General features: G+C 63.4%; 20 protein-coding genes. 13 read left to right on the forward strand and 7 right to left on the reverse strand.

The annotated features are described in order from the left end of the window. Positions 1-345 precede the first annotated feature (345 nt). The 3 genes from ACN22W_RS37370 to ACN22W_RS37380 all read left to right on the forward strand — a co-directional run bounded on the left by ACN22W_RS37370 (position 346) and on the right by ACN22W_RS37380 (position 5,499). Positions 346-1,125 (forward strand): helix-turn-helix domain-containing protein, encoded by a 780-nt coding sequence (locus ACN22W_RS37370; protein WP_419690102.1) that lies wholly within the window; start codon positions 346-348, stop codon positions 1,123-1,125. Between the two features lie 12 nt (positions 1,126-1,137). Then, positions 1,138-1,386: a hypothetical protein gene (locus ACN22W_RS37375; RefSeq protein ID WP_419690103.1), complete on the forward strand. Its 249-nt coding sequence runs from the start codon at positions 1,138-1,140 to the stop codon at positions 1,384-1,386. 81 nt (positions 1,387-1,467) lie between these two features. Then, complete coding sequence (locus ACN22W_RS37380; RefSeq protein ID WP_419690104.1) at positions 1,468-5,499, forward strand: DUF3683 domain-containing protein; 4,032 nt, start codon at positions 1,468-1,470, stop codon at positions 5,497-5,499. A 52-nt stretch (positions 5,500-5,551) separates the two neighbouring features. Here ACN22W_RS37380 and ACN22W_RS37385 read toward each other — a convergent pair whose 3' ends face one another. After that, a complete protein-coding gene (locus tag ACN22W_RS37385) occupies positions 5,552-6,304 on the reverse strand; it encodes a thioesterase II family protein (RefSeq protein WP_419690105.1) in 753 nt (250 codons plus the stop codon). 304 nt (positions 6,305-6,608) lie between these two features. Here ACN22W_RS37385 and ACN22W_RS37390 point away from each other — a divergent pair, with 304 nt between their 5' ends. From ACN22W_RS37390 to ACN22W_RS37420, 7 genes are all read left to right on the forward strand, one after another. Further along, complete coding sequence (locus tag ACN22W_RS37390; RefSeq protein ID WP_419690742.1) at positions 6,609-7,319, forward strand: ABC transporter ATP-binding protein; 711 nt, start codon at positions 6,609-6,611, stop codon at positions 7,317-7,319. Continuing rightward, positions 7,316-8,707, forward strand: a complete 1,392-nt coding sequence (locus tag ACN22W_RS37395; protein WP_419690106.1) for an ABC transporter permease — start codon at positions 7,316-7,318, stop codon at positions 8,705-8,707. The genes ACN22W_RS37390 and ACN22W_RS37395 overlap by 4 nt, the downstream gene beginning before the upstream one ends. Before the next feature lie 61 nt (positions 8,708-8,768). Then, the gene (locus tag ACN22W_RS37400; RefSeq protein WP_419690107.1) at positions 8,769-9,203 is read left to right on the forward strand and encodes a FixH family protein; all 435 of its coding nucleotides are present in this window, start codon (positions 8,769-8,771) and stop codon (positions 9,201-9,203) included. Between the two features lie 58 nt (positions 9,204-9,261). After that, positions 9,262-10,404, forward strand: a complete 1,143-nt coding sequence (locus tag ACN22W_RS37405) for a DJ-1/PfpI family protein (protein ID WP_419690108.1) — start codon at positions 9,262-9,264, stop codon at positions 10,402-10,404. Between the two features lie 112 nt (positions 10,405-10,516). After that, complete coding sequence (locus ACN22W_RS37410) at positions 10,517-11,299, forward strand: outer membrane lipoprotein-sorting protein (protein WP_419690109.1); 783 nt, start codon at positions 10,517-10,519, stop codon at positions 11,297-11,299. 104 nt (positions 11,300-11,403) lie between these two features. Continuing rightward, positions 11,404-12,567, forward strand: a complete 1,164-nt coding sequence (locus ACN22W_RS37415) for a hypothetical protein (protein WP_419690110.1) — start codon at positions 11,404-11,406, stop codon at positions 12,565-12,567. A gap of 16 nt (positions 12,568-12,583) precedes the next feature. Next, positions 12,584-13,021 (forward strand): RidA family protein, encoded by a 438-nt coding sequence (locus tag ACN22W_RS37420; RefSeq protein ID WP_419690111.1) that lies wholly within the window; start codon positions 12,584-12,586, stop codon positions 13,019-13,021. Between the two features lie 21 nt (positions 13,022-13,042). On the opposite strand, the gene ACN22W_RS37425 is transcribed toward ACN22W_RS37420, so the two are convergent. The 6 genes from ACN22W_RS37425 to ACN22W_RS37450 form a co-directional block, all read right to left on the reverse strand. Then, positions 13,043-14,206, reverse strand: coding sequence for a cytochrome-c peroxidase (locus ACN22W_RS37425; protein WP_419690112.1), 1,164 nt, complete (start codon positions 14,204-14,206; stop codon positions 13,043-13,045). 121 nt (positions 14,207-14,327) lie between these two features. Beyond that, complete coding sequence (locus ACN22W_RS37430) at positions 14,328-15,290, reverse strand: amidohydrolase family protein (RefSeq protein WP_419690113.1); 963 nt, start codon at positions 15,288-15,290, stop codon at positions 14,328-14,330. After that, positions 15,287-15,952, reverse strand: coding sequence for a GNAT family N-acetyltransferase (locus tag ACN22W_RS37435; RefSeq protein WP_419690114.1), 666 nt, complete (start codon positions 15,950-15,952; stop codon positions 15,287-15,289). Before ACN22W_RS37435 ends, ACN22W_RS37430 begins: the two co-directional genes overlap by 4 nt. Positions 15,953-15,965: 13 nt before the next feature. Next, entirely contained in the window at positions 15,966-16,991 is a 1,026-nt protein-coding gene (locus tag ACN22W_RS37440; protein WP_419690115.1) for a PLP-dependent cysteine synthase family protein, read from the reverse strand. Between the two features lie 160 nt (positions 16,992-17,151). Further along, on the reverse strand, positions 17,152-19,020 hold the full coding sequence (locus ACN22W_RS37445; RefSeq protein WP_419690116.1) for a hypothetical protein: 1,869 nt from the start codon (positions 19,018-19,020) through the stop codon (positions 17,152-17,154). Positions 19,021-19,030: 10 nt separating this feature from the next. Then, complete coding sequence (locus ACN22W_RS37450; protein ID WP_047903999.1) at positions 19,031-19,297, reverse strand: acyl carrier protein; 267 nt, start codon at positions 19,295-19,297, stop codon at positions 19,031-19,033. A gap of 172 nt (positions 19,298-19,469) precedes the next feature. Here ACN22W_RS37450 and ACN22W_RS37455 point away from each other — a divergent pair, with 172 nt between their 5' ends. From ACN22W_RS37455 to ACN22W_RS37465, 3 genes are all read left to right on the forward strand, one after another. Beyond that, positions 19,470-20,216 carry a TenA family transcriptional regulator gene (locus tag ACN22W_RS37455; protein WP_047904000.1) on the forward strand — a complete coding sequence of 249 codons (747 nt, stop codon included), beginning with the start codon at positions 19,470-19,472 and terminating at the stop codon, positions 20,214-20,216. A gap of 13 nt (positions 20,217-20,229) precedes the next feature. Then, complete coding sequence (locus ACN22W_RS37460; RefSeq protein ID WP_419690117.1) at positions 20,230-21,738, forward strand: AMP-binding protein; 1,509 nt, start codon at positions 20,230-20,232, stop codon at positions 21,736-21,738. Positions 21,739-21,805: 67 nt separating this feature from the next. Further along, positions 21,806-24,070 carry an AMP-binding protein gene (locus ACN22W_RS37465; RefSeq protein ID WP_419690118.1) on the forward strand — a complete coding sequence of 755 codons (2,265 nt, stop codon included), beginning with the start codon at positions 21,806-21,808 and terminating at the stop codon, positions 24,068-24,070. The last annotated feature ends 79 nt before the right edge of the window (positions 24,071-24,149 follow it).

Consider the following 24,149-nt stretch of genomic DNA (forward strand, 5'->3'; position numbering starts at 1 on the left):
TGAATGAATAAAATATGACGTGGCGCAAGTGGGTGAAATCGATCTGTCATTGGGTCTCGTGCGCAACACTTTAATAACTAACAGCTTAATATTGCAGATGTTAACAGTCTGAGGGGTCGAGTGTTGGTCTGCATTCGCTGTTAAATTATTCATTCCAAAAACCTGTTTATGAATGGCGATCGATTTTACGATGCCATTGCTCACTGTCGCGGTGATGGCGCGTCGAGTGAAAATTGTGGTTGATCAGTGGCCCGTTATGGTTTTGACACTTCAGGAAATCGAAAGTCGATTGCCAGGGCATACCAATGCATACGAATCTTGTCTTTTCAATAAGGGCCCGGCAAATTGGAGACATTTTCTCGCATCATCGGCGAGATTCTTCGCCCCAACGGCTTGACCGACGGGATCGATCAACTCGCGGAAAAAATTGGGCGGGTGATTCCGTTCGACAAGTGTTTGATTTTGCATGTCGGAAGCGGCGATACAGCTTCTCATGGTCTGATCTATCGCTACGGTGTGGCGAATGACGTTGTCGGAACCCGGCGAGGCTTGACTCTGTTTGGTGCCACGATTGACATTGACCAATATTTGAGTTGCTTCACGCTGTTTGACCGTCAGGACCATACATTTCATTGGCACGATCTCGATGCCGGATTGCCGCAGTGTGAAGTGTTTGTCAATGACCTTGCGTTATATATGCGGGGAAAGGGCATTGTCGCCTGTATCGGAGCGCCACCAGGCGATTCGACGGCGACCCGGACTGTTCTGCAGTTGAAGTGTGAAGACGCGACATTGCACTCGGCACTTCTTCTGACCTTCATTGCGATGCATTTACATACCGCGTTGATTCAAAAGATCGCGGGACAGAGCAATAGGAATGCGGAACTACGTGCGGCGGATCTTGACCGGAAACCCTGCGAAGACTCGAAGGGAATTCAGTTTACGAGAAAGGAATCCGACGTAATTAAATGGGTAGTCGAAGGCAAGACCGCCTGGGAAATTGGTCGGATACTTTCCATGTCGGAAAGGACGGTCAAGTTCCATTTGACCAACGTGTACGAAAAGCTGCGTGTTTCGAACAGGGCACAAGCCGTGGCGAAAGTCAGCCGTCTGGGATTGATCTAGAGGAGTTCAGGAATGTCTTTCAAGGAAAAGGTCAAGGCGTTTGTCGCGCGTCACGGATTTACGTACAAAGCATACATTCTGTCGATTCTCTTTTTGCCACCTGCGGCGGTTTACATCGCGTGGAAGCGTCCAGGCCTGCCGCCTTTCGGCCGCGTTTTGCTCTGCGTCACCGGTGTACTTGCGCCCCCATTGGTCGGCGTGGCCACAGCGTTGATCCTGAAAAGCGCGTTTGATCTGGTCCGGACGGTCGTTTCCATTTAGTTCGTCTGCTTGTGTCCGGATACGTTCCCAGGTTCCTGAGCCGTGTTTTAGCCCGCTTCACCATTCGCTCCATAGACTCCAATGAATGCCCGACTGCCAACCGTACATTTGTTCGATTGTGTTCGGGCAATAGCGGAAATACATGAACCTTCACGCAACATTCCCTATAACTACACGTCGTTTTCCGATCGCGAGATCGTGATCCGCCTGCTCGGTGCAGAGGCGTGGTCGGTGCTCGACGCACTGCGCGCCGAGCGTCACACGGGCCGCTCCGCGCGGCTGCTTTGTGAAGTGCTGGGCGACATCTGGGCCGTGCGCCGCAATCCGTACCTGCAGGACGATCTGCTTGATAACCGAAAGCGTCGTGCGTTCTTGATCGGCACGCTGCACGACCGGCTGACCGAGATCGCAAGGCGTCGCCGTGTGCGTGTGGATGGCCAGTATGGTGGCGCGGGCCGCGAGCGCGCGTTGCGCGTCGAGATGCTCGAAGCCGCCGCGCGGCGTGCGGTGAGCGAGTTCGCCGACGAATTCGAGAAGATGGCCGACCTGCGCCGCCGCGCGACCAAGGCGCTCGGCCGCTGCACGCAAAAGGACAACATCCGCTTCGACGGGCTGTCGCGCGTGTCGCACGTGACCGACGCGACCGACTGGCGCGTCGAATACCCGTTCGTCGTGCTGACGCCCGATTCCGAAGCCGAGATCGCCGGACTGATCAAGGCCTGCTTCGAACTCGGCCTGACCGTGATCCCGCGCGGCGGCGGCACCGGCTACACGGGCGGCGCGGTGCCGCTCACGCCGTTCTCCGCGGTGATCAACACCGAGAAGCTCGAACAGCTCGGCGCGGTCGAGCTGACCGAGCTGCCGGGCGTCGCGCACAAGGTGGCGACGATCTTCTCCGGCGCGGGCGTCGTCACGCGCCGCGTGACCGAGGCGGCCGAGGCGGCCGGCTACGTGTTCGCGGTCGATCCGACGTCGCTCGACGCGTCGTGCATCGGCGGCAACGTCGCGATGAACGCGGGCGGCAAGAAGGCCGTGTTGTGGGGCACCGCGCTCGACAACCTGGCCTGGTGGCGGATGGTCGACCCGGACGGCAACTGGCTCGAAGTCACGCGCCACGAGCACAACCAGGGCAAGATCCACGACATTCCGGTCGCGCGCTTCGAGCTGAAGTGGTTCGACGGCGCGTACGCGCCGGGCGAGAAGCTGCTGCGCACCGAGATGCTCGAGATCGAGGGCCGCCGGTTCCGCAAGGAAGGGCTCGGCAAGGACGTGACCGACAAGTTCCTCGCCGGCCTGCCGGGCGTGCAGAAGGAAGGCTGCGACGGGCTCATCACGTCCGCGCGCTGGGTGCTGCACAAGATGCCCGCGCACACGCGCACCGTCTGCCTCGAATTCTTCGGCCAGGCGCGCGAGGCGATCCCGAGCATCGTCGAAATCAAGGACTACCTGTTCGAGACGTCGAAGCGGGGCGGCGCGATCCTCGCGGGCCTCGAGCACCTCGACGAGCGCTACCTGCGCGCGGTCGGCTATGCGACCAAGAGCAAGCGCAATGCCTTCCCGAAGATGGTGCTGATCGGCGACATCGTCGGCGACGATGCCGACGCAGTGGCGCAAGCGACGTCCGAAGTGATCCGGATGGCGAACGGCAAGAGCGGCGAAGGCTTCGTCGCGGTCAGCGCGGAGGCGCGCAAGCGCTTCTGGCTCGACCGCAGCCGCACGGCCGCGATCGCGAAGCACACCAACGCGTTCAAGATCAACGAAGACGTCGTCATCCCGCTGAACCGGATGGGCGAGTACACCGACGGCATCGAGCGGATCAACATCGAGCTGTCGCTGAAGAACAAGCTGCAGCTCGTCGACGCGCTCGAAGCATTCTTCCGCGCCGGCAACCTGCCGCTCGGCAAGACCGACGACGCGAACGAGATCCCGAGCGCCGAGCTGCTCGAGGATCGCGTGCAGCAGGCGCTGGAGCTGTTCAAGCGCGTGCGTGCGCGCTGGGAATTCGTGCGCGACCGGCTCGACCAGCCGCTGCGCGAGGCGCAGCACTACCTCGTGCAGCTCGGCTACGAGGCGCTGGCCGAGAAGTTCGCGGATCGCGCGGACGAGCAGCCGGGCGCGACCGTGTTCCACATCACGCAGGACCGCACGGTCCGCATCTCGTGGAAACAGGAGATCCGCGCGGAGCTGCGCGCGATCTTCAACGGCGGCGCGTTCAAGCAGATCCTCGACGAGGCGCAGGCGATCCACAAGCAGGTGCTGCGCGGCCGCGTGTTCGTCGCGCTGCACATGCACGCGGGCGACGGCAACGTCCACACCAACCTGCCGGTCAACTCCGACAACTACGAGATGCTGCAGGACGCGCACGCGGCAGTCGCGCGCATCATGAAGCTCGCGCGCTCGCTCGACGGCGTGATCTCCGGCGAGCACGGGATCGGCATCACGAAGCTCGAGTTCCTGACCGACGACGAGATTGCCGAATTCCGCGCGTACAAGCAGCGCGTCGACCCGAACGGCCGTTTCAACAAGGGCAAGCTGCTCGACGGCGCCGATCTGCGCAACGCGTACACGCCCAGCTTCGGGCTGATGGGCTACGAGTCGCTGATCATGCAGCAGTCCGACATCGGCGCGATCGCCGATTCGGTGAAGGACTGCCTGCGCTGCGGCAAGTGCAAGCCGGTGTGCGCGACCCACGTGCCGCGCGCGAACCTGCTGTACAGCCCGCGCAACAAGATCCTCGCGACGTCGCTGCTGGTCGAGGCGTTCCTGTATGAAGAGCAGACGCGCCGCGGTGTATCGATCAAGCACTGGGACGAGTTCAACGACGTGGCCGACCACTGCACGGTGTGCCACAAGTGCGCGACGCCGTGCCCGGTGAAGATCGACTTCGGCGACGTCACGATGAACATGCGCAACCTGTTGCGCAAGATGGGCAAGAAGAAGTTCAACCCGGGCCAGGCCGCGGGCATGTTCTTCCTGAACGCGACCAATCCGCAGACGATCAACGCCGCGCGCGGCGTGATGATGGGCGTCGGCTACAAGGTGCAGCGCTTCGCGAACGACATGCTGAAGAAGGTCGTGACGAAGCAGACGCAGCACCCGCCCGCGACGACCGGCAAGCCGCCCGTCGTCGAGCAGGTGATCCACTTCGTCAACAAGAAGATGCCGGGCAACCTGCCGAAGAAGACGGCGCGCGCGCTGCTCGACATCGAGGACAACAAGATCGTGCCGATCATCCGCAACCCGAAGTCGACGACCGTCGATTCGGAAGCGGTGTTCTACTTCCCGGGCTGCGGCTCCGAGCGCCTGTTCTCGCAGGTCGGTCTCGCGACGCAGGCGATGCTGTGGGAAGCCGGCGTGCAGACGGTGCTGCCGCCGGGCTACCTGTGCTGCGGTTATCCGCAGCGCGGCGCGGGGCAGTACGACAAGGCGGAGAAGATCGTCACCGATAACCGCGTGCTGTTCCACCGGGTCGCGAACACGCTGAACTACCTCGACATCAAGACGGTGGTCGTGTCGTGCGGCACCTGCTACGACCAGCTCGCCGGGTATGAATTCGACAAGATCTTCCCGGGCTGCCGGATCATCGACATCCACGAGTTCCTGCTCGAGAAGGGGATGAAGCTCGACGGCGTGACGGGCACGCGCTACATGTATCACGACCCGTGCCACACGCCGATCAAGACGATGGACCCGGTCAAGCTCGTCAACGAGCTGATGGGCACGGAGAAGGACGGTTACAAGATCGAGAAGAACGACCGTTGCTGCGGCGAATCGGGCACGCTCGCGGTCACGCGCCCGGACGTGTCGACGCAGGTCCGCTTCCGCAAGGAAGAGGAGATCCGCAAGGGCGCCGCGAAGCTGCGCGGCATCCCGGTCGTGGCCGACGGCGCGAGCGCACCGGCGCCGGCCGCCGCGGCCGCGAACGGCCCGGACGTGAAGATCCTGACGAGCTGCCCGTCGTGCCTGCAGGGCCTGTCGCGCTACAACGAGGATGCGAACATCGAGGCCGACTACATCGTGGTCGAGATCGCGCGCCAGGTGCTCGGCGAGAACTGGATGGCCGATTATGTCGCACGTGCGAACCATGGCGGGATCGAGCGCGTGATGCTATGAGCGGAGGACCTCGTCAAAGAAATGCAGACGTGGCCGGCTTCCGGGATCGAGCCTATGCGCCGGCGGTCAACGTCGCAACAACATGATCCTGAAGCTCGCGTTCTCGTGCATGGATAAAGAAGTGATCGCCGTCGAACCGATGAAGTGCGAATGGCCCGTCGCTGTAGCGACGCCATTCGCGCAGCGCATCGATATCGACATGCGGATCGCGCAGGCCGCCGAACACGGTCAGCCCGCACGGCAACGTGAAAGGCGTATCGGGCCAATATCCTTCGGCGAGTGCCAGATCGGCTCGTAGCGCTCGCAGGAAGTGCCGAAGCCAGTCGGGCTCCGACAGCAGGGCGTCCGGCGTTCCGCCCATCGTCTTCAGCCAACGGATAAGGTCCGGTTCGGGCAATCGATGAATCGATAACAGACGAGGTGCGACATGCGGTGCACGGTGTGCGGCACAGAACGCGTGGATTGGCTCAGGAAGCCCTCGGCGGCCGAGCTCCCTCAACCATTCGATACCCACGACACTGCCGAAACTGTAGCCGAAGGTGCTGAATGGTTTGTCAAGGAGCCCGCTCGCAGCCTTTGCCAGTGCATCTACCATTGCGTCCAGCGATGCAGGCGGTGCTTCCGCGAAGCGTGTTTGGCGTCCCGGCGGTTCGACCGCAACGACTTCAATCCAGCTGGGCAGGTCAAGCGCCCAGCGTCGATAGAGCAGCGAGCCCGCTCCGGCGTACGGGAAGCAGAACAGCCGATGAGTCGCGGCGGGTTGCGGGCGATGCAGGATGAACCAGGGTGTGATCTTGACTGGCATGCCGATTCAGAACGGAAGTCGTGATGAGTCTCGGCCGCGATCCGACCCGGCGCGGCGCTCCGATGCCGGCACAGCGTAATCGGAAGGGCGGGTGACGTGTGCCGTCCGACGGTACAGGTTGACGATCCAACCCGGTCGTGATGGCTCACGAAATCCGGAAGGGACACCCCTTCCCGGCATTGGCGCCACCCCTGGGTGCTGCCCCAACGAACAGGTTTTTCCGTACACACAAGTTGGTATTCTGCGCTGCGCGATCGTCCCTGCGCCTTGCTGTCGCGGGCCGCCAACTTCGTATATCGAGACCATGAACGCCGTAATACTCGAAGCCGTTGAGAAGTCGTACCTGATGGGTTCCGTCAACGTGACCGCGCTGCACGACGTCACGCTTGACATCCGCGATGGAAAACTGACTGTCATCGCCGGTGCGTCCGGCAGCGGGAAGTCGACGTTGCTGAATCTCGTCGGTTGTGTAGACCGACCGGATCGCGGCCGCATCGTCGTTGCAGGCGAGGAGGTCGGCCGCTTGTCGGACGACGCACTGTCCGACTTTCGAGCTCGCCGGCTCGGCTTCGTCTTCCAGAACTTCAATCTGCTGCCGGTGCTCACCGCACACGAGAACGTCGAATATCCGCTGCTTCTCGCGGGTTCGCGACTGACCGAGTCCGAGCGCGCGCTTCGCGTGCGGGACATGCTCGATGCAGTCGGCCTTGCGGACAAGGCGCATCACCGGCCAGGGCAGATGTCTGGCGGTCAGCGACAGCGGGTCGCGATCGCCCGCGCACTCGTCGGGTCGCCGAACCTCGTATTGGCAGACGAGCCGACCGCCAACCTGGACAGCAAGACCGGACAGCAGATCATCGCGCTGATGCGGCGACTGCAACGGGAGCGGCGCGTGTCGTTCGTGATTTCGTCGCATGATCCGCAGGTGCTCGCGGCTGGTGATGACGTAGTCCACATTGCCGACGGCAGCGTGTCCACGGTGACACGCACCGATGCACAGGAGGTGTTCGCATGAAGACATTCTCGCTCGCGCTGCGCAACCTGCTGCGCAACCGTCGCCGTTCGATCACGACATTGCTCGCGATGATCGTCGGCGCCCACGCGGTGCTGCTGTTCGGTGGCTATACGCGCAACATCACGTATGGCCTGCAAACCGATTATGTGAAGTACGGCGGCCACATGCAGATCGAACGCAAGGGGTTCTATGAGTTCGGGAGCGGGAATCCTTCCGAGTACGGGATCGAAAACTACGAGGCGATCATCGATGCGGTGAAAGCCGACCCGGTACTGGCACCCATGGTGCTCGTCGCGACACCCACGCTGCAGTTGCAGGGTATTGCGGGCAACTTCGATGCCGGGTTGTCGCGCACCGCACTCGCGCTCGGCGTGCGTGTCGACGACCAGAATCGGATGCGCGACTGGAACGACTATCACTTTCCGGTGACGATTCCACCGATGGCGCTCACCGGAACGGCAGGCGATGCAGCCGTGATCGGTACGGGCCTTGCTCGCGTACTCGAACTGTGCGGACCGCTCAAGGTACCCGACTGCAAGCCGCCCAAGAAAGCCGCAGACACGGCGAAGTCCTCGCCGCTTCCGACCGACATCGCGGCGCTTGCCGACGGGTTGCGCGACGCGCCGTCTGCGGCGACGGACGGGCGTCGGATCGAACTGCTTGCGGCGACCGCGCGCGGTGCGCCGAACGTCGCGGAATTGCAGGTCGTGAAGGCAGAACGGCAGGGGATCAAGGAATACGACGACATGTACGTGGGCTTGCATCTTGCGCAAGCGCAACGGCTCGTCTACGGCAACGAGCGGCCGAAGGCCACGGCGATCGTCGTGCAATTGCGCCACACCGCGGATTTGCCCGCCGCGAAGGCCCGACTTGAGACGCTGCTCAATACCAGATTCACCGGTACGGACACGGAAGTGGTCGATTACACGGTGCTGAATCCGTTCTACGGCCAGGCGCTTGCGATGTTCACGACACTGTTCGGTTTTGTCGCGCTGCTGATCGCTGCGATCGTGCTATTCACTGTCGGCAACACAATGAGCACCGCGGTGTTCGAGCGCACGGTCGAAATCGGCACGCTGCGCGCGATGGGATTGCGCCGGACCGGCGTGCGTCGCCTTTTCCTGTGCGAAGGGTTGCTGCTCGGCGTGATCGGCGCGGTGCTCGGCGTCGTCAGCGCCGCGATGCTCGCCGGTGTCATCAACGTCAGCGGTCTTACGTGGACACCACCGGGCCGCTCGCCGGTGCCGCTGATCATTCGCGTGTGGGGCGAGAACGATCTGATCGTCGGTACCGCGATCGGCCTGCTGCTGGTGTCGATGCTTTCCGCGTTGCTGCCCGCCCGCCGCGCGTCCCGAATGGAGATCGTCGATGCGCTCCGCTACGCGTGATCGAACGACCGGATCTTGCGCGACTGAAATGATTGCGAAATCGATTCGTCGGCGGTTTGTCATGTTAGCCTTCGCCGGGAGCTGCGCGGCATTGCTCGGTGCGTGTGGCGCACCCACCGAGCAGTCGGTTCCTGCGGGGCTGAATCTATCGCTGACGCAATCGACTGCGGCAGGCGCATACGTCGTGACGCTCGAGCCGCCCACGACGCCGCCGCCACTGAACCGGATCCATGCATGGACCGTCACCGTGAACCGTGCGTCGGGCGAGCCCGTGCGCGGTGCGCGCATCGACGTGAGCGGCGGGATGCCTCAGCACGGGCACGGTCTGCCGACGCGCCCTCGAGTCGTCCCGGATGACGGTAATGGCGTGTATCGGCTGCAGGGGATGAAGTTCAGCATGCCCGGGTGGTGGACGATCACGCTGAAGGTACGGGAGGCGCAGGGTGGCGGCGACGTGACGTTCAACGTCGTGTTGCTGCCAGCGGTGGCGTCATGACGATCGAAACGGGCGCCATGCCTGTTTACTGGATGAATCCATTCACGGAGAAGCTTCAATGCGAAGAGTCATGCTGTACTGGATGATGTTGCTGCTCGCGCCGTTTGCATCGGGTATCGCGAGTATTGCCCATGCGGGGCCGGCGAACGAAGCATCGGCACCCGCCGCGGCCGCGCCCGTTGCCGCGCGCGCCGACCGGCTGCCTGCCTATCAGCCGCGATTCGGACGCACGCGCCCGATCGTCGCCGTCGTTGGCGAGAACTACTATACCGAGCTGACCGACTACGTCGTCCCGTATGGGATCGTCGCCGAATCGGGCGCCGCGGATCTCGTTGCACTTGCAACGAAATCGGGCCCCATCCGGATGTTCCCGGCACCGATGAACGTCATTCCGGACGAAACCACCGCGCAGTTCGACCAGCGCGTGCCCGAAGGCGCGGACTATGTGATCGTGCCGGCCGTGCATCGTGACAGTGATCCGGCGCTGCTTGCATGGGTAGCCGAGCAGGCGAAGAAGGGGGCGACGATCATCGGCGTGTGCGACGGCGTCTGGGTCGTCGCACGCGCGGGTCTGCTGGAAGGCCGCCGCGCAACGGGGCACTGGTACTCGATGAATGACCTGCGCAAGAAATTTCCCGATACGCGCTGGGTCGACGGCAAGCGCTACGTTGCCGATGGCAAGGTCGTCACGACGACCGGCGTCACCGCGACGATTCCGGTGTCGCTTGCGCTCGTCGAAGCGCTCGCCGGTCGCGAACGGGCGCTGCAGGTCGCCGAGCGACTCGGACGCCCCGCGTGGTCATCCGAGATCGCGAGCGATCGCTTCAACCTCGGATTGCCGGCGATGGCGACGATCGCGACCAACTACGTGTCGTTCTGGTCACACGAGGATTTCGGCATTCCGATCGCGCCGGGTGTCGACGAAATTGCGCTCGTGCTCGAAGCCGACGCGTACTCGACCACGTTCCGCTCGACTGCCTACACGGTTGCCGCGAACCGCGAACCGGTGCGCACCCGGCGTGGACTGACAATCGTTCCCGACCGCGTTGCCGGCGTCGACGCGCCGACGCGTATGTTGTCCGCACCGATTACGCGCTACCCGTTGCATGCGCTCGACGCGTCGCTGAAGGCGATCTCGTCGGAATTCGGCAAGCGCACGGCCGCATGGGTTGCACTGCAGATGCAATATCCGGGCTACTGAGCAGCGCACCGCAGCTTCGACTTATTCGTCCCCAGTCGTGCCGGTTTTCCACCCGTTCCGGGTGGAGAGCCGCGCTCGTCCCTGTCATTCCGTATTTGCTCCGGAGATTCCGATGCAGACGCATTCGATGGCGCGCCTGTGCGCTGCCGTGATCCTGGCACTTGCCTGCAGTGCCGCAAAAGCCGCGCCAGATCCTCAACGCATCCTCGCCGCGAGCGATGCCGTGCGCAACCCGAGCGAACCGTTCACGCTGAACGTCACGCTGACGCAGTACACCGACGGCAAGCAAACGGATTCGAACGCACTGACCGCCTATTCGCGGATCAATCCGGCGAGCGGTCAGTTTCGCAGCCTGATCCGGTTCGCTGCGCCGGCACGCGATGCGAACAAGCTGATGCTCAAGAGCGGCAACGACCTGTGGTTTTTCGATCCCGCGAGCAAAGCGACGATCCGCATTTCGCCGCAGCAACGGTTGCTCGGGCAGGCGTCGAACGGAGACGTGGTCACGGTCAATTTCGCGCAGGGCTATCGCGCGCAGATCGAGGCCGAGGAGGACGTGCAGGACGGTGAGCGCCAGACGCGCCATGCATACCGGTTGAAGCTCGTTCAGAGCGTGTCGGACATGACCTACCACTCGATCGAAATGTGGATCGACGCGGCGGACTCGCGTCCGGTGAAGGCACGTTTCTTCAGCGAAAGCGGCAAGCTCCTCAAGACCGCGTTCTATCGACGTTATCAGCAACAGCTCGGCGCGCTGCGGCCAACCGAGATCGTTATCATCGACGGGCTCAATCCGAATCTCGTGACCGTGATGCGATATGCGGACTACGTCGCGCGCGAGATTCCGGACGCCTGGTTCCAGTCCGATTTCATGGCACGTTTCCAACCGGAATGATGAAGCGAATCAGCATCGTCTGCATTGCGTTGGCCGGCGCGGCAAGCGCGTGCCATGCGAGTGACGCGGAAGAGGCGGGCCTGGCGCTCGCCGACGCGACACCGGTGCAGACGGTTGACGACGGCAAGTATCAGTTCAGCATCGAACCAGGCCTGCGCTTCGCGACCTTGCGGCCAGGCGGCACGCGGGTGGCCACGCGCCTGTCGTTCGACCTGACTGCGCGCCATGCGTTCTCGAGCGGCTGGGGCATCAATTTCGCCGATCGACTCGACCTGAACGGTCCACTACGCTTCGATGTTGATTCCGGTGCGATCAATACCCTGAAGGAACTGTACGTGGACGGTCGTATGGGTGGCGGCAAGACACTGGTGCAGGCCGGCCGCGTCAACGTGAGGCTCGGTGTCGCCACCGGCTACAACCCGACCGACTTCTTTCGCGACAACGCAGTCCGCTCCGTGACATCGGTGGATCCCGCGAGCCTGCGAGAGAACCGGCTCGGCACCGTGATGTTGCGCGGTCAACAATTGTGGGCAGACGGTTCCATCAGCGCGCTTGTCGCGCCGCGCATCGCGGATCACGCAACCGATGCGTCGTTCTCGCCGGACTTCGGCGCAACGAATCAACGCACGCGCTGGATGCTTCAGTTCAGCCAGCACGTGATATCGGATCTGTCACCGCAGATCGTGATCTATGACGACGGAAAGCCGGGCAGTTCGCCGCAATTCGGCGTCAACCTGGTCCATCTCGTGAACAATGCGTGCGTCGGATACGCGGAATGGTCCGGAGGGCGGGGGCCGTCGACGCTCGCTCGCTCGCTGGGACGCCCGTATAGCGATGTCGCGTTTCGCTGGAAGCTCGCAACGGGCGTGACTTGCACGACTTCTCGCAACCTGTCCGTCACGCTGGAGTATGACCGGGATGGCGCAGCACTCGATCGTGCAGGCTGGCAGGCGCTGCGCAACGGCCCCCCGGCCAGCTACGCCGCGTACCGGGCGCTGGCGGCCGCGCAGCAAGACCCCGTCACGCGTGACGGGCTGTTCGCGATGGTCAGATGGCAGGACGCATGGTTCCAGCGTCTCGATCTGTCCGGTTTCGTCAGGTTGAACCTCGCGGATCGCAGCAGGCTCACCTGGCTCGAAGCGCGCTATCGCTTCGCCCGTACAGACGTCGCACTGCAATGGCAGATCAATGCGGGTGCGTCCTCAACCGAATTCGGCGCACTGCCGCAGTCGAATCTTTGGCAGCTGCTCGTCAAGCACTACTTATGACATGGAGCACGTGCGCATGGTTCGCGCGACGCGTGGCGCCACACACATCGAGGAGCAATTCATGAAAAGCTACATTACGTCGGGTAACGGACTGCCGCAATGGCCATCGCCGATCAGTCATGCGGTCGTCGCAAACGACACCTGCTACCTGAGCGGTCAACTTTCATTGGACGCCGATGGTTGCTATGTACCCGGTACACCCGCGGAAGAGGCCAGACGCGCGTTCGCGAACCTGTTCAGCGCACTTGATGCGGCGGGCTTCGCCCCTCGGGATCTGGTATTCGTCGACATCGCGTTCGTCGACATCGGTGCGCTTGCGCAGGTGAACGAGGTATACGCGGACCTGTTCCCCGCCGATCGTCGGCCCGCGCGAACCGTATACCAGGCGGCCGCGTTGCCATTCGGCGGCCAGGTGAAGGTGATGGGCGTAGCCGTTCGCGACGCCTCTCGTTGACGTGCGACGGGAGGCGGCCGGTCAGCGCTCGACGATGGGGCCGGAGAAGGCGCCGAGCAGGGCGACGAGCTGTCGTTGTTCTTCGTCCGACAACGCGATTTTCTTCAGTTCGCTATGCCCGATCGCAGCCGCCGGCGCGTCCGCGTAGTGCCGCATCACTGCTTCAAGGGACGCGAATTGTCCCGCATGCATATACGGGGGTCGCAGTGCGACGTTACGCAGGCTCGGCGTTTTGAACGCGGCAAGCATCTGCGGGTCGTCGGTCGAGATGAACTGCAGCTCCTCGCACTGCTCGGGCCTGGCGTCGCTGAACGGTCCCATGCAATTGAATTCGTCGCGCAGAACCTTGTCGACCGCCGCCGCGCGGCCGGTATCGGAGGCCACTCCGCTGCGCGGCGGTACGCCGATGTTGTGGAACTGACGATCGCTCAGCATCGGCCCGGTGTGGCACGTCACGCATTGACCCTTGCTCATGAATAAGCGCAGCCCCGCCTTTTCGACCGCGCTGAGCACCGCGAGCTTGCCCGGGTCGCCAGTCAGGACACCCTCGACGTAAGTATCGAAGTTCGACGGCCCGTACTGCAGTGTCGCTTCGTACGCGGCGATCGCCTTGCCGAGATTCGCGAACACGCGCGACACGTCGGTGCGCGTGCGTTCGTCGAGTGCTCGCCACGCCGCCTTTTCGATGTCGGTGCCAAGCGGACCCGCGTCGCGCGGCAAGGCGCTCAGGTTGGGTAATGGTCCGAACAACGACTCGTATTCGCCCCGATAGTGCTCGGCCAGCACATGTGCGGCGCGCAGCCGGGTGCCCGCGTGTTCGTTGTGATCCTCGATCGGCCCGATCGCTTGCGACCACACACTGTCCTTGCGGCCGTCCCAGAATAGCCATGGAGAGCCGGCCACGCCGACAACGGGCATCGTGCGGCGTACGCCGGTGCCCAGGCCGATCGCGAGGGGTCGCCCGTCCTCGAACTGGCGGTCGACGGCGTGGCAGCTGGCGCAGGCGATTGCACCGTTGCGGCTGAACCGCGGGTCGGCGAACAGCCGTTTGCCGAGCTGCGCCGCGTTCACGGACGTCGCGACCCGATTCGAAGGATCGGCTTTTGCGGGCGTGCCGGACGGCACGCGCATCGATTTGAGCAGGGCCAGCTCGTCGGTGCTCCAGCGATCCGACGTATCGGCCATTTCGGTCGCCGCGTCGGACGTGTGGGCGGGCCATGCACTCCAGACAAGCGTCGCGGCGACAACCGCGGCGGTCGCAAGCCCGTAATGCGTGCGGGACGGCCGGCGCACGCGCCGGCCCGGGTCACGCGATCGCATCGATCGTGCGCGGCGCCGGCAGCAGCGCGTGCGTGTTGCCGGACATCAACCACTTGCGTTGCACCGGCGCGACCGCCGCCAGCGGACCATTGGGGGCCAGAAACTGTTCCATCACCTTGCGATGGCCCCCCGAATTGCGAAAGACCGGCCAGTCGGTGCCGAACAGGATCTTGTGATTGATGTTCATGCGGAACAGCTCCGCGAGGGCGGTCGGCCAACCCTGAGGATGCTGGGAACCGAGAAACGCGCTGATGTCGAGATACACATTCGGTCGATACGCGCACTGTCGCACGCACGCGTCGACGTGATGTACGGCGCCGTGCGCGAGGATGAAGTTCACGTCGGGAAAATCGAACGCCGCGCGGTCGAGCAGATCGGGGTGCGAGTACGCGAATTCGAGCGTCGGGCTGGTTGGACCCACGTGCAGCAGAACCGGCAGTCGGTGTGCGCGACAGATTTCATACAGCGGGTAGAGGATCTTGTCGCTAGGGCTGTAGCCGCAGGGCGGATAGAGTTTCAGTCCGGAGAAGCCGTACTCGACCACGCCTTTCTCGAACAATGCGACAGCGTCGGCACCCCAACGCGGATCGACTCCGCCGAACACGTGGAAGCGCTCGCCGTGGCGCTGCAGAATCGCATGATGCTCGGCGTACATCTCGGCGATCGTCAGGTCGCTCTTCATCACGTACGTGAAGTCGGGCAGCAGCAGGACGGCCTGTTCGATACCGGCCGACGCCATGTCGGCTGCCAGCGCGTCGCCGAAGTGGTCCTGGCTCTGCGCGAGGTAGGTATCCAGGAGTTCCGAGCGGGATTTCCGAACACCGTTTGCGACGAGCCGCACATGAACGTTGGCACACAAGCCCTCGAGGAACGCGCTCGGGATAAAGCGCGTCGACGCGATGTGGCAGTGCGAGTCGATGATCGGGCCGCTGTAGATCGGATCACTCATACCGATGCTTTGGCCGCGACGGCACGGTCGGCCTCGCGGCCGCCGAGCATGCCGAGTGCACGTTCCTTGAGGTCTCCCACGCGCTGCATCATGAAGTGGCCCGCATGAATCTTCCCGTCCGCGCGCGCGTAATCCGGCAAGGTGCCCCAGGTCTGGAAGCCGTAATGCTCCCAGACCCGATGCGCGGGCGTGCCGTCGCGCACATCGAGCGTTACCAGTTCGACGTTGTCCAGATCGCATTGCAGTGCAATTTCAACGAATGCGGCGGGCAGCACACCGCCGCCTCGATAGGCATCGTGGATCATGCCTTTCGCGAGATCGGTGATGTGGCGATTGTTCGGGTTCAGGTTGCGGCGCAACGTGCACAGGCCGATCAGCTGTGCCGTGCTGGCGAAGATCGTCAGCAGACGTACCTTCTCCGCGGCGAGATTCGAGCGCAACTCATCGAGGTAGCGGATCGCTTCCGCATCCGTGATCGTTTCGGCGAAACCGATGATCGGTGCGCTCTCGCTCGTGCGTCGCATCAGCTCGATGACCTGCGCACCCAGTGCATCGTCGACGGTGTTCGCCCAACGATACGTGACATGCGTGACGTCGGCCTTCGGCAACACGATCGGGTACTGTGCGCCGTCGGCAAGCTGGGTACGGATGGAGTCTTTCATGGGTGTCCCTGGATCACATGGTTTCGAGGGCCACGGCGCTTTCGGCGCGTGGCGACGTCGGGGTGTCGCAAAGGTCGTCGAGCACTGCCTGGAGGCCATGATCGACGAGCCATTGATCGTCGTAAATCGTGTCCAGATACTTGGTGCCACTGTCCGGGAGCACCAACACGATGTTGGCCGGGCCTTGCAAGGTCGCGATGTAGCGGCGCGCGGCCTGCGCGATCGCGCCGGATGAGCCGCCGAGCAACAACCCTTCGTCGAGCGCGAGACGGCGGCAACCGACGAATGCATCGCGATCTTCGATGCGCATCGTGTCGTCGATGAGATGAATCAGGATGTTGCCGGGCTGGAAACTGAGGCCCGCGCCATTCTGCAGATGCGGTCGGTATGTGCCGCCGAACACGACCGAGCCGTCGGGTTCGACGCCGATTACGCGGGTCGACGGATCACGCTCCTTCACATAGCGCGCGATTCCGCTCAGATGGCTACCGGTACTGGCCGACACGATCACGGCGTCGAGTCGATCGGCCAATTGAGAAACGATCTCCGGTCCGGTGGAGTAGTAATGGGCGTCGATGGCGGCCGGATTGTTGTACTGATCGAGGTTGACGCAGTTCGGCACGTTCGCGGCGATCGCTTTCGCGACTGCAATTCGCTTCTTCTGAAAGCTGCCGGTCTCGTCCGGTTGTTCGACCATCTCCACCTCTCCACCGAATGCCCGCACGAGGTTCGCATTCGTCTTCGGTGTCTTCGGGTCGAGCACGCAAATGAAGCGATATCCGCGTGTTGCGCAAAGCATGGCGAGCGCATGCCCCATGTTGCCGGACGTCGATTCGACGATCGACCAGCCCGGTTTGAGGCCATGATCGCGCTCTGCCTGGCGCAGAAGCTGGAGGGCGCTCCGGTCCTTGACGCTATTGCCGGGGTTGTAGCACTCGAGCTTCCCATACACGCGGATTCGCCGGTGCTCGTTCGACAGGCTCTTCAGATAAAGCAGCGGCGTATCGCCGATCAGTTCGACAAGACTGTTTGCGTACATTCGAAATCTCCGACCAGCTGGTTGACGGTGGCTTGTGCGTCGTTCGCGAGTGGCGCGACGCGATCGGACGCGTGTGATCTGAATTGCTGCCACAGCGCGACTTTAGTGACCGAGGCCCGGGGTCTGTAACTGTCCGAACGGGCATCGGGCAGGGCTACAGTCACAGTTCGCCCGACTCCATGTCGGCGTACCCGGCATCCGCGAAGAATCGCAGTCTCGGATGCGGAAGTGCGTCGGGCGCGAGAATCGGGTTGTCGACGAACGTGCCGACGAGTCGCGCCAGGAGCGCCGCGTTCTGGTGAACCATGTGATGACTGCCGCCCAGCATTTCGATCTGGATCGGACGAAGCAGCGCAGAGGCAATGGCCCGCGCGCGCGTCGCGCAGGTCATTTCGTCGTATTCCCCGGTAACGAGCATGGCGGGGATATCCGCGATCGAACCGTCGCGCTCGGCTTCGATTCGATGCGCGCGGAAGTTCAGCAACTGCTGGCTGTAATCGATCATGTTCGTCGCTGACATGAAGGGCGCGTGCAGCCAGTGGCGCGTCGACGAATCGGACAGCGCGAACATCGATGCATGCCCGTCTCCACGAGCATCGCTTCGTTCCCGCTTCTCCAACAGCGCCATCATCGATTTCGCCATACTGTCCGCAGCCTTCGGCATACGGGCGACGAGCGAACACATCGTGTTGAGATTGTTTTCGTAGGCGCTGTCCGCGCCGTCGTAGTCCTGCGCGCCGGCAAACGACGGTGCGATCAGGCTCATCGATGCGATGCGGCCGGGCAGCGCTCGCGCCAACGCAAGCGCATATCGTGCCCCTCCGCACCAGCTCGCGACGTGAATCGCGTCGATCCGCTCGACGTCGAGCAACTCGGCGACGCTACGTGCATAGCGGCCAGGAGCATCGGGATCGGAATAATACGCACGTGTCAGTCCTGCTTCGGCAGGCGTGTCATCTGCTTCGTCCACCAGGTAGATGGAAAAATGCGGCGCCAATTCAGCAGCGAAATCATGCCAGACGTCGTGCGGGATGCCGAAGGCATTGATGAGCAGCAAGGCCCGGGAACCCCTTCCACAATTCAGATAGACATGCCCGTTTCCGGTCGCGATGCGTCGCGCGGAAGGCAGGTCGACAACCCGGGGCGCGACGCGTCGCTCATGCGCTGCGGCGTGAGCGGCGACGCGCGAGGCGATCCGATCGCGCCAGTCGAAGTTGTCGCAGCACAGCCGGTGCACCCGGACGTCGGTCGGGTGCTCGCGCGCGTCGTCGCGGCATCCAAGCGTATGCGCGGCGTGCCGCAGGTTCGTATCGAGCAGGTCGAGCACTGCGTCCGGGCCGTCTTGAGCGGAACGGGTTCGCGTCGGAACCTGCGCGAATCCGGCGACGCTCGCGGAGAGCGCGTGCCACGTGATGCGCAGGTCGCCGTACACGACGTGAAGGCCGGCCGTCGCTTCGGCCGCAAGCCAGGCCAGCACGGCTTCGGCCGTCAACAGGTGAGCCGCGCCGGCTGATTCGCCGGGCAATGCCAGTGGCTCGTGCTGAAAGTAGGTATCGGCGCGTCGGCGCACCTCGAACACGGTATCGGCTACCGCATCGGCGAGCGTATCGAGCGGCGGTAACGACAGGGTACTCGCGTCGTCGATGATAGCCGTGCCGTTCGCGAGCGCGTCGCCGAGCACGACGATGCATGCGTCGGTCATGGACGCCGCGTCGACGTCGAGCGCGGCCGGGATCGTCCGCGGCAAGGACGCGAATTCGCGCGTACGCCGGAGTTCGGGATCGTCGATAACGATAGCGATCCGCCGCGTGTCGGGGGCGCTCAGCGTATCGCGCAGTCTCGCAACGCGCGCGTTTGTCTTCGGGGCCACCGCGGTGTGGGCGGCTGATGCCGCGTCGCCGGTGCCGAACGCGACGCGCATTGCGTCGAGATCGCCGGCAAGCAGCAAATGGATGCTGCCGTAGCCGCCGGCGGAAGATGCCGTACGCGCGTCGAGTGGTTGACCGTTCAACGGAAATCGATCGTTCATCGCCGTCTCGCTACGCTTTCACGGACAACAGCATTTCGACGAGATCAACCGCGTCGCCGATGGTTTCGAGATTCGCGACCTGTTCCGTATGCGATGCAAAGCTGACGCCAAGGCGATCCTCCGTCAGCGCCATCAGGGACAGCAGCGAAATTGAATCGAGCATCAGATCCGACGTCAGCGACGTTTCTCGAGTCAGCATGTCCGGCGCGATATCGAGCGCGGCAATCTGTGGAATCAGTTCGGTAAGCGTAGCGAATACATTCGCGTGGTCGTCCATCGGATGCTCCAAGTGCCGTAGGGGTTCCGCTTTATAGCGTCAAGCCGCCGCACTGCCTACCTGCACTGACGTACAGGATTGGCGTACAGGTGAAACACTCGCCCGAACGGACAGGTTTCAGCCTTGAAAGCCGCCATTACATTGCCGGTTACCTTACCGACAGGGAACGACCATGACCCTCGCAAACGAAGCCGTGCTGATGGACAAAGCGACTTTCTCGCGCACGCTGCGCGAAACGCTGGACGAACAACTGACCCTCGATCATCCGATCTTCGCGGAGTTGTTTACGCCGCAGAAGAACTGGCGGCTGCTGAAGATCATCACGCTCGAGGGATACCAGATCACCCGGTACTTTCTCGAATACATCGAGAATCTTTACTTCCGTTGCCCGTTTCCCGACCACAAGCGCCGGCTGCTGTACAACCTGTTCGAGGAGGAGACGGGACGTTTCTCGAAGACGAAGAACCATGTCGAGCTCATGGAGGACTTCATTCGGGCGCAACGGATCAGTGACGAGGAGCGCGATGCGTGGGTACCGTCTGCCGCGACCCGTGAGTTGATCGAGTATCGGCTCGAGAACTGCAAGGGGGCGGGCACCTACCATATCGGTGCTGCCGCGGTGATGATCGCCAGCGAAGGGCAGAGTCTGGAAACCCGTGCAGGCGAAGCACGCCACGCCATTCTGGCGAAGTGCTACGGACTGACCGAGGAAGACACGCGCTTCTTCTCGGTTCACCAGAAGGAAGACGTCGCGCACGTCGCCGAGGGCATCTCGCTCGTGACGGATCTGTGCACGACCGTGGAGATGCAGCAGGAAGCCCTGTTCTCGGTGCGCCACACGTGCAAGCTGTTCTGGAACATGTATGAAAGCGCGGCACAAAAGTACTACGCGTCCGCGGAGGGCGTCGCGCACGCGTGACGGGAAAACACCGATGATGACCTTCGATGATCTCGTCGCCCGTCTGCGCGACAGCAGTCATACCTTGACCTTTGTCGACGACAAGGGCGCCGAAACTGTCCGGACTTTTCACGAACTGTTCGAGGACGTGCTCGCTGCGGTGGAGCGCGGCAAGGCGATCGGCCTCGTGCCAGGCGCACGCGTCGGCATCGCGGCACCGAACGGCTACCCATGGATCGTGTGGGACCTAGCGTGCATGGAACTCGGCTGCGTATCGGTCGCTTTCCCGAACGATCGTCTGCCCGGCACGTGCGACGCATTGATCGAGCGCTACCGACTGAGCGTACTTGCGGTGGATGCGCGGTGGCTCGATTCCGCCGAGCCGATCGCCGGCCGGGTCATCGATATCGACCCGGCCGACGCGCGCGGTTCGGCCACGCGTATCGAGCCGGTGCTCGTCGAGCATCGGCCGGATACGCATTCGCTCGTGTTCAGCTCCGGCACGACCGGCAAGAACAAGGGGCTCGTGATGAGCCGGCGCGGTACCGCGCACCTGCTCGATCTGTATCGCGACGCGTTCGGCGTTGCGCCCGGCGAGCGCTTCCTGACGTTTCTGCCATTCGCGAATTATCAGCAGCGGATGACGTATTACTTCTGCCTGTATCACGGTGTCGATCTCGTTTCCGTGCCGTTCCACGGACTCTTTCCGGGTCTCAAGCGGCATCGCCCGACGTTCGTGATCGCACCACCGGTGCTGTACGAGACACTGCACACCGTGGCGCGAGCGGCCGCCGGTCCTGCCGGCGACCCCTCGACGCTCTCGGAGCGTCTGATCGCGCTGACGGGCGGCAACATCCGTTACATGATCACGGGGATGGCGCCGATCAAGCGCGCCGCACTGGATTTCTTCTGGGACTGCGGGATCGAGTTGTACGAGGCGTTCGGCATCACCGAGGCAGGTATGGTTGCCTGGAACAAGCCCGGACGCGTGCGAGTCGGCACGGTCGGTCAACCGGCGGAGCCCGGCAGCGTGTCGTTGTCGGAAGACGGGGAAGTGATCGTGACGCGTAGCGCACTGCTCTCGCTGGGCTATTTCGATGCACCGGAAGAAGACATCCGCGCGACGTTCGTCGCACCGAACGCGGTGGCGACGGGCGACATCGCCGAGTTCGACAGCGATGGCTTCCTGCGCGTTGTCGGTCGCAAGAAAGACGCAATCATCACGAGCAACGGCGAGAAGTTCCATCCCGAGCCCATCGAGGCGCTGTTGTATCGCGATCCGCGTGTCGAGGTGGCAGTCGTGATGGCCGGCTCGCACGCGGGGCTGTGCGTCGTCATCGCCACGCGCCGGCCGGACGATGCCGAAGTAACGGACGCGTTGCGCGAGCTCGTCCGGGCAGTCAATGGCACGCTTCCTGCGCAGCGGCAATTGACGAAGGTCATTTTCACCGACCGCGAATTCGACGTCGAAGGCGGCCTGCGCACCCGTAACCTCAAGCTCAATCGCCGCGCGATCGCGGACGCGTTCCTGCGCGACGCATGAGATCACGCTCTTGCGCGAGCCTCCGCGTCTGCGCGGCGGCTCGCGCCGACCTCATCCTGGACACACCATGACGACGCATCCCAACTCGAATCCGAACGTGTTTCAGATGGATGTCGAACCGACGTCCATCATCGAGACGCTCGCGCACCACACCGAGCGGGACCCTGATCGCATCGCGCTGACGATCTTGCGCGACGGCGAAGCGATCGAAAGCGAAAGCACTTTCGGCGATCTGTATGCGGGCACGATGCGCGTCGCGCGCGGCCTCGCGCACTTGACCGAACCAGGGGCTCGCGTGCTGTTGCTGCTGCCGACCAGCGCCGAGTTCGTCTGCACGTTCTACGGGTGCCTTGCATCGGGCCGCGTCGCCGTACCGGCCTATCATCCGCAGCAGGTACGCAAGGTCGCGCAATGGTTGAAGCTGCAGGCCATTGCCGACAATTGCGGCGCAACGCTGATCGTCGCGCCGGCGACATCGATCGACACGCTCGCGACCTTGCGCGAATCGCAGCAATTGTTTTCCAGCTGCAAGCTCGTCACGTACGAAGCGCTCGTCGATGCAGGGATGCCGGACGTGCCGGGGCTGCCGCACGTGCCTGATGCGGGCGATCTGGCGTTCCTGCAGTACACGTCCGGGTCGACCGGCACACCGAAGGGCGTGATGATCACGCACGGCAACATCATCGACAACCAACGCGCGATCGCGACGTTGATGCAGCATGACCGCGACACGCGCATGTTGTCGTGGCTGCCGCTGTATCACGACATGGGGCTGTCGATGCCGCTGCAGCTGGCGTCGATCGGGCTGTCGGTCGTACTGATGTCGCCCGTTGCGTTCGTCCAGCAGCCGGGACGATGGTTGCGTGCGATCTCGGCGCACCGGGCAACGACGTCCGGCGGGCCCAATTTCGCGTATGCGCTCGCGGCAGCTGCACTGAACGCAAGCGATGCCGGAGAGTCGCTCGATCTGTCGAGCTGGCGCGTTGCATTCTGCGGCGCCGAGCCGATTCATCGCCAGACGGTAACCGACTTTATCGACGCTGCACGCCCGCACGGTTTCGCGCCCGGGTCGTTCTACCCGTGCTACGGGATGGCCGAAGCGACCCTGATCGTATCGGGTGTCCGGTGCGGTGAAGGCGCCTGTTACCTGGACGTCGATAACGTGAAGCTCGCCGCGGGCGTCGTCGAGCCTGTCCAGCCCGACGACGCGAACGTAAAGAGTCTCGTTTCGTGCGGCGGCACGGCGCCCGGCACCGAGATCCGGATCGCGGGCGCCGACGGTCGCCCGGTTGCCGATCCGAACGGTGTCGGGGAGATCTGGGTCCGCGGCGGCGCGATCGGCGCCGGTTATTACGGCAACCCGGACGCGACGCAGTCGACGTTCGGTGCGCATTTCGATGCCGATCCGGATGCGCGTCCGTTCATGCGTACAGGCGATCTGGGCGCAATCGTCGACGGCCGCCTGTACGTGACCGGCCGCGTGAAGGACATGCTGATCGTCCGCGGGCGCAATCTGTATCCGCAGGATATCGAGGCGTGCGTGCAGGATGCGGTGCCGGCGTTGCGCCGCGGCTGCGGCGCCGCCGTGTCGGTGCTCGTGGATGGAGAAGAGAAGCTCGTGATCATCCAGGAGGTCGGCCGCACCGCGCGTCGCACGATGGACCTGGACGCAACGCTGCGGGCGATGGTGATGGCGGTTGGCGAGGACTTCGGCGTCACACCGCACGCAATCGTGCTGGTCGAGCCGGCGACCATCGAAAAGACGTCGAGCGGGAAGATCGCGCGCGCGCTGTGTCGTCGCGCGTATCTTCAAGGGGAACTGCGCGCCGTCGCGAACTGGACCGATGGAGCCTATGCGAGTGGCGGCGGTGCATCGCCGGACTCGACGGCCGCGCCGGTCGTCGCACCGGCGCCCCCGGACGTCGATTCAGGCGCGACGCTGATCGAGCGAGAGATCGCCGCCCGGATCGTACGGGTCGTCGCGGAACGACTGAAGATAGCCGAAACGCAGGTGTCTCGCACGGCCGCGTGGGTCGAGATGGGTTTCGATTCCATGAGCGCGCTGCAATTCTCGTTGAAGGTGCAACACGCGATCGGGCTGACGTTTGACGCAGCCGTGCTGTGGGATTGCGCGAATGTCGAGCAGCTCGCCGCGCATCTGGCCCGGATGCGCGGCGCCGCGGACGCGCTACGGTCGAGCGATGCGCCCGCACCGGCGCCGGCGCGTGCTTCGACCGATGAAGATGCGCAGGCGGCACGGTCCCCCGAGCAGCTCGCGGCGCTCACCGATGCGGACGCCGAAGCGCTGCTGCTGAAAGAGCTGCAGCGTTGAGCCGTACCCCGGTAGCGCCGTCCCGCGAACGTCTGGAGTTGTACACATGAATGAGTCAAATCAGGCGCCCTCGGCGTCC

This window comes from Burkholderia theae, assembly GCF_048565265.1.
Classification (GTDB): domain Bacteria; phylum Pseudomonadota; class Gammaproteobacteria; order Burkholderiales; family Burkholderiaceae; genus Burkholderia; species Burkholderia theae.

Coding starts and splice junctions, on each gene's coding strand:
- ACN22W_RS37425 (WP_419690112.1), bottom strand. CDS start 14,206: ATGGCCGATACGTCGGATCGCTGGAGCACCGACGAGCTGGCCCTGCTC.
- ACN22W_RS37460 (WP_419690117.1), top strand. CDS start 20,230: ATGATGACCTTCGATGATCTCGTCGCCCGTCTGCGCGACAGCAGTCAT.
- ACN22W_RS37450 (WP_047903999.1), bottom strand. CDS start 19,297: ATGGACGACCACGCGAATGTATTCGCTACGCTTACCGAACTGATTCCA.
- ACN22W_RS37455 (WP_047904000.1), top strand. CDS start 19,470: ATGACCCTCGCAAACGAAGCCGTGCTGATGGACAAAGCGACTTTCTCG.
- ACN22W_RS37440 (WP_419690115.1), bottom strand. CDS start 16,991: ATGTACGCAAACAGTCTTGTCGAACTGATCGGCGATACGCCGCTGCTT.
- ACN22W_RS37420 (WP_419690111.1), top strand. CDS start 12,584: ATGGTTCGCGCGACGCGTGGCGCCACACACATCGAGGAGCAATTCATG.
- ACN22W_RS37465 (WP_419690118.1), top strand. CDS start 21,806: ATGACGACGCATCCCAACTCGAATCCGAACGTGTTTCAGATGGATGTC.
- ACN22W_RS37445 (WP_419690116.1), bottom strand. CDS start 19,020: ATGAACGATCGATTTCCGTTGAACGGTCAACCACTCGACGCGCGTACG.
- ACN22W_RS37435 (WP_419690114.1), bottom strand. CDS start 15,952: ATGAAAGACTCCATCCGTACCCAGCTTGCCGACGGCGCACAGTACCCG.
- ACN22W_RS37410 (WP_419690109.1), top strand. CDS start 10,517: ATGCAGACGCATTCGATGGCGCGCCTGTGCGCTGCCGTGATCCTGGCA.
- ACN22W_RS37395 (WP_419690106.1), top strand. CDS start 7,316: ATGAAGACATTCTCGCTCGCGCTGCGCAACCTGCTGCGCAACCGTCGC.
- ACN22W_RS37385 (WP_419690105.1), bottom strand. CDS start 6,304: ATGCCAGTCAAGATCACACCCTGGTTCATCCTGCATCGCCCGCAACCC.
- ACN22W_RS37400 (WP_419690107.1), top strand. CDS start 8,769: ATGTTAGCCTTCGCCGGGAGCTGCGCGGCATTGCTCGGTGCGTGTGGC.
- ACN22W_RS37405 (WP_419690108.1), top strand. CDS start 9,262: ATGCGAAGAGTCATGCTGTACTGGATGATGTTGCTGCTCGCGCCGTTT.
- ACN22W_RS37390 (WP_419690742.1), top strand. CDS start 6,609: ATGAACGCCGTAATACTCGAAGCCGTTGAGAAGTCGTACCTGATGGGT.
- ACN22W_RS37430 (WP_419690113.1), bottom strand. CDS start 15,290: ATGAGTGATCCGATCTACAGCGGCCCGATCATCGACTCGCACTGCCAC.
- ACN22W_RS37375 (WP_419690103.1), top strand. CDS start 1,138: ATGTCTTTCAAGGAAAAGGTCAAGGCGTTTGTCGCGCGTCACGGATTT.
- ACN22W_RS37380 (WP_419690104.1), top strand. CDS start 1,468: ATGAATGCCCGACTGCCAACCGTACATTTGTTCGATTGTGTTCGGGCA.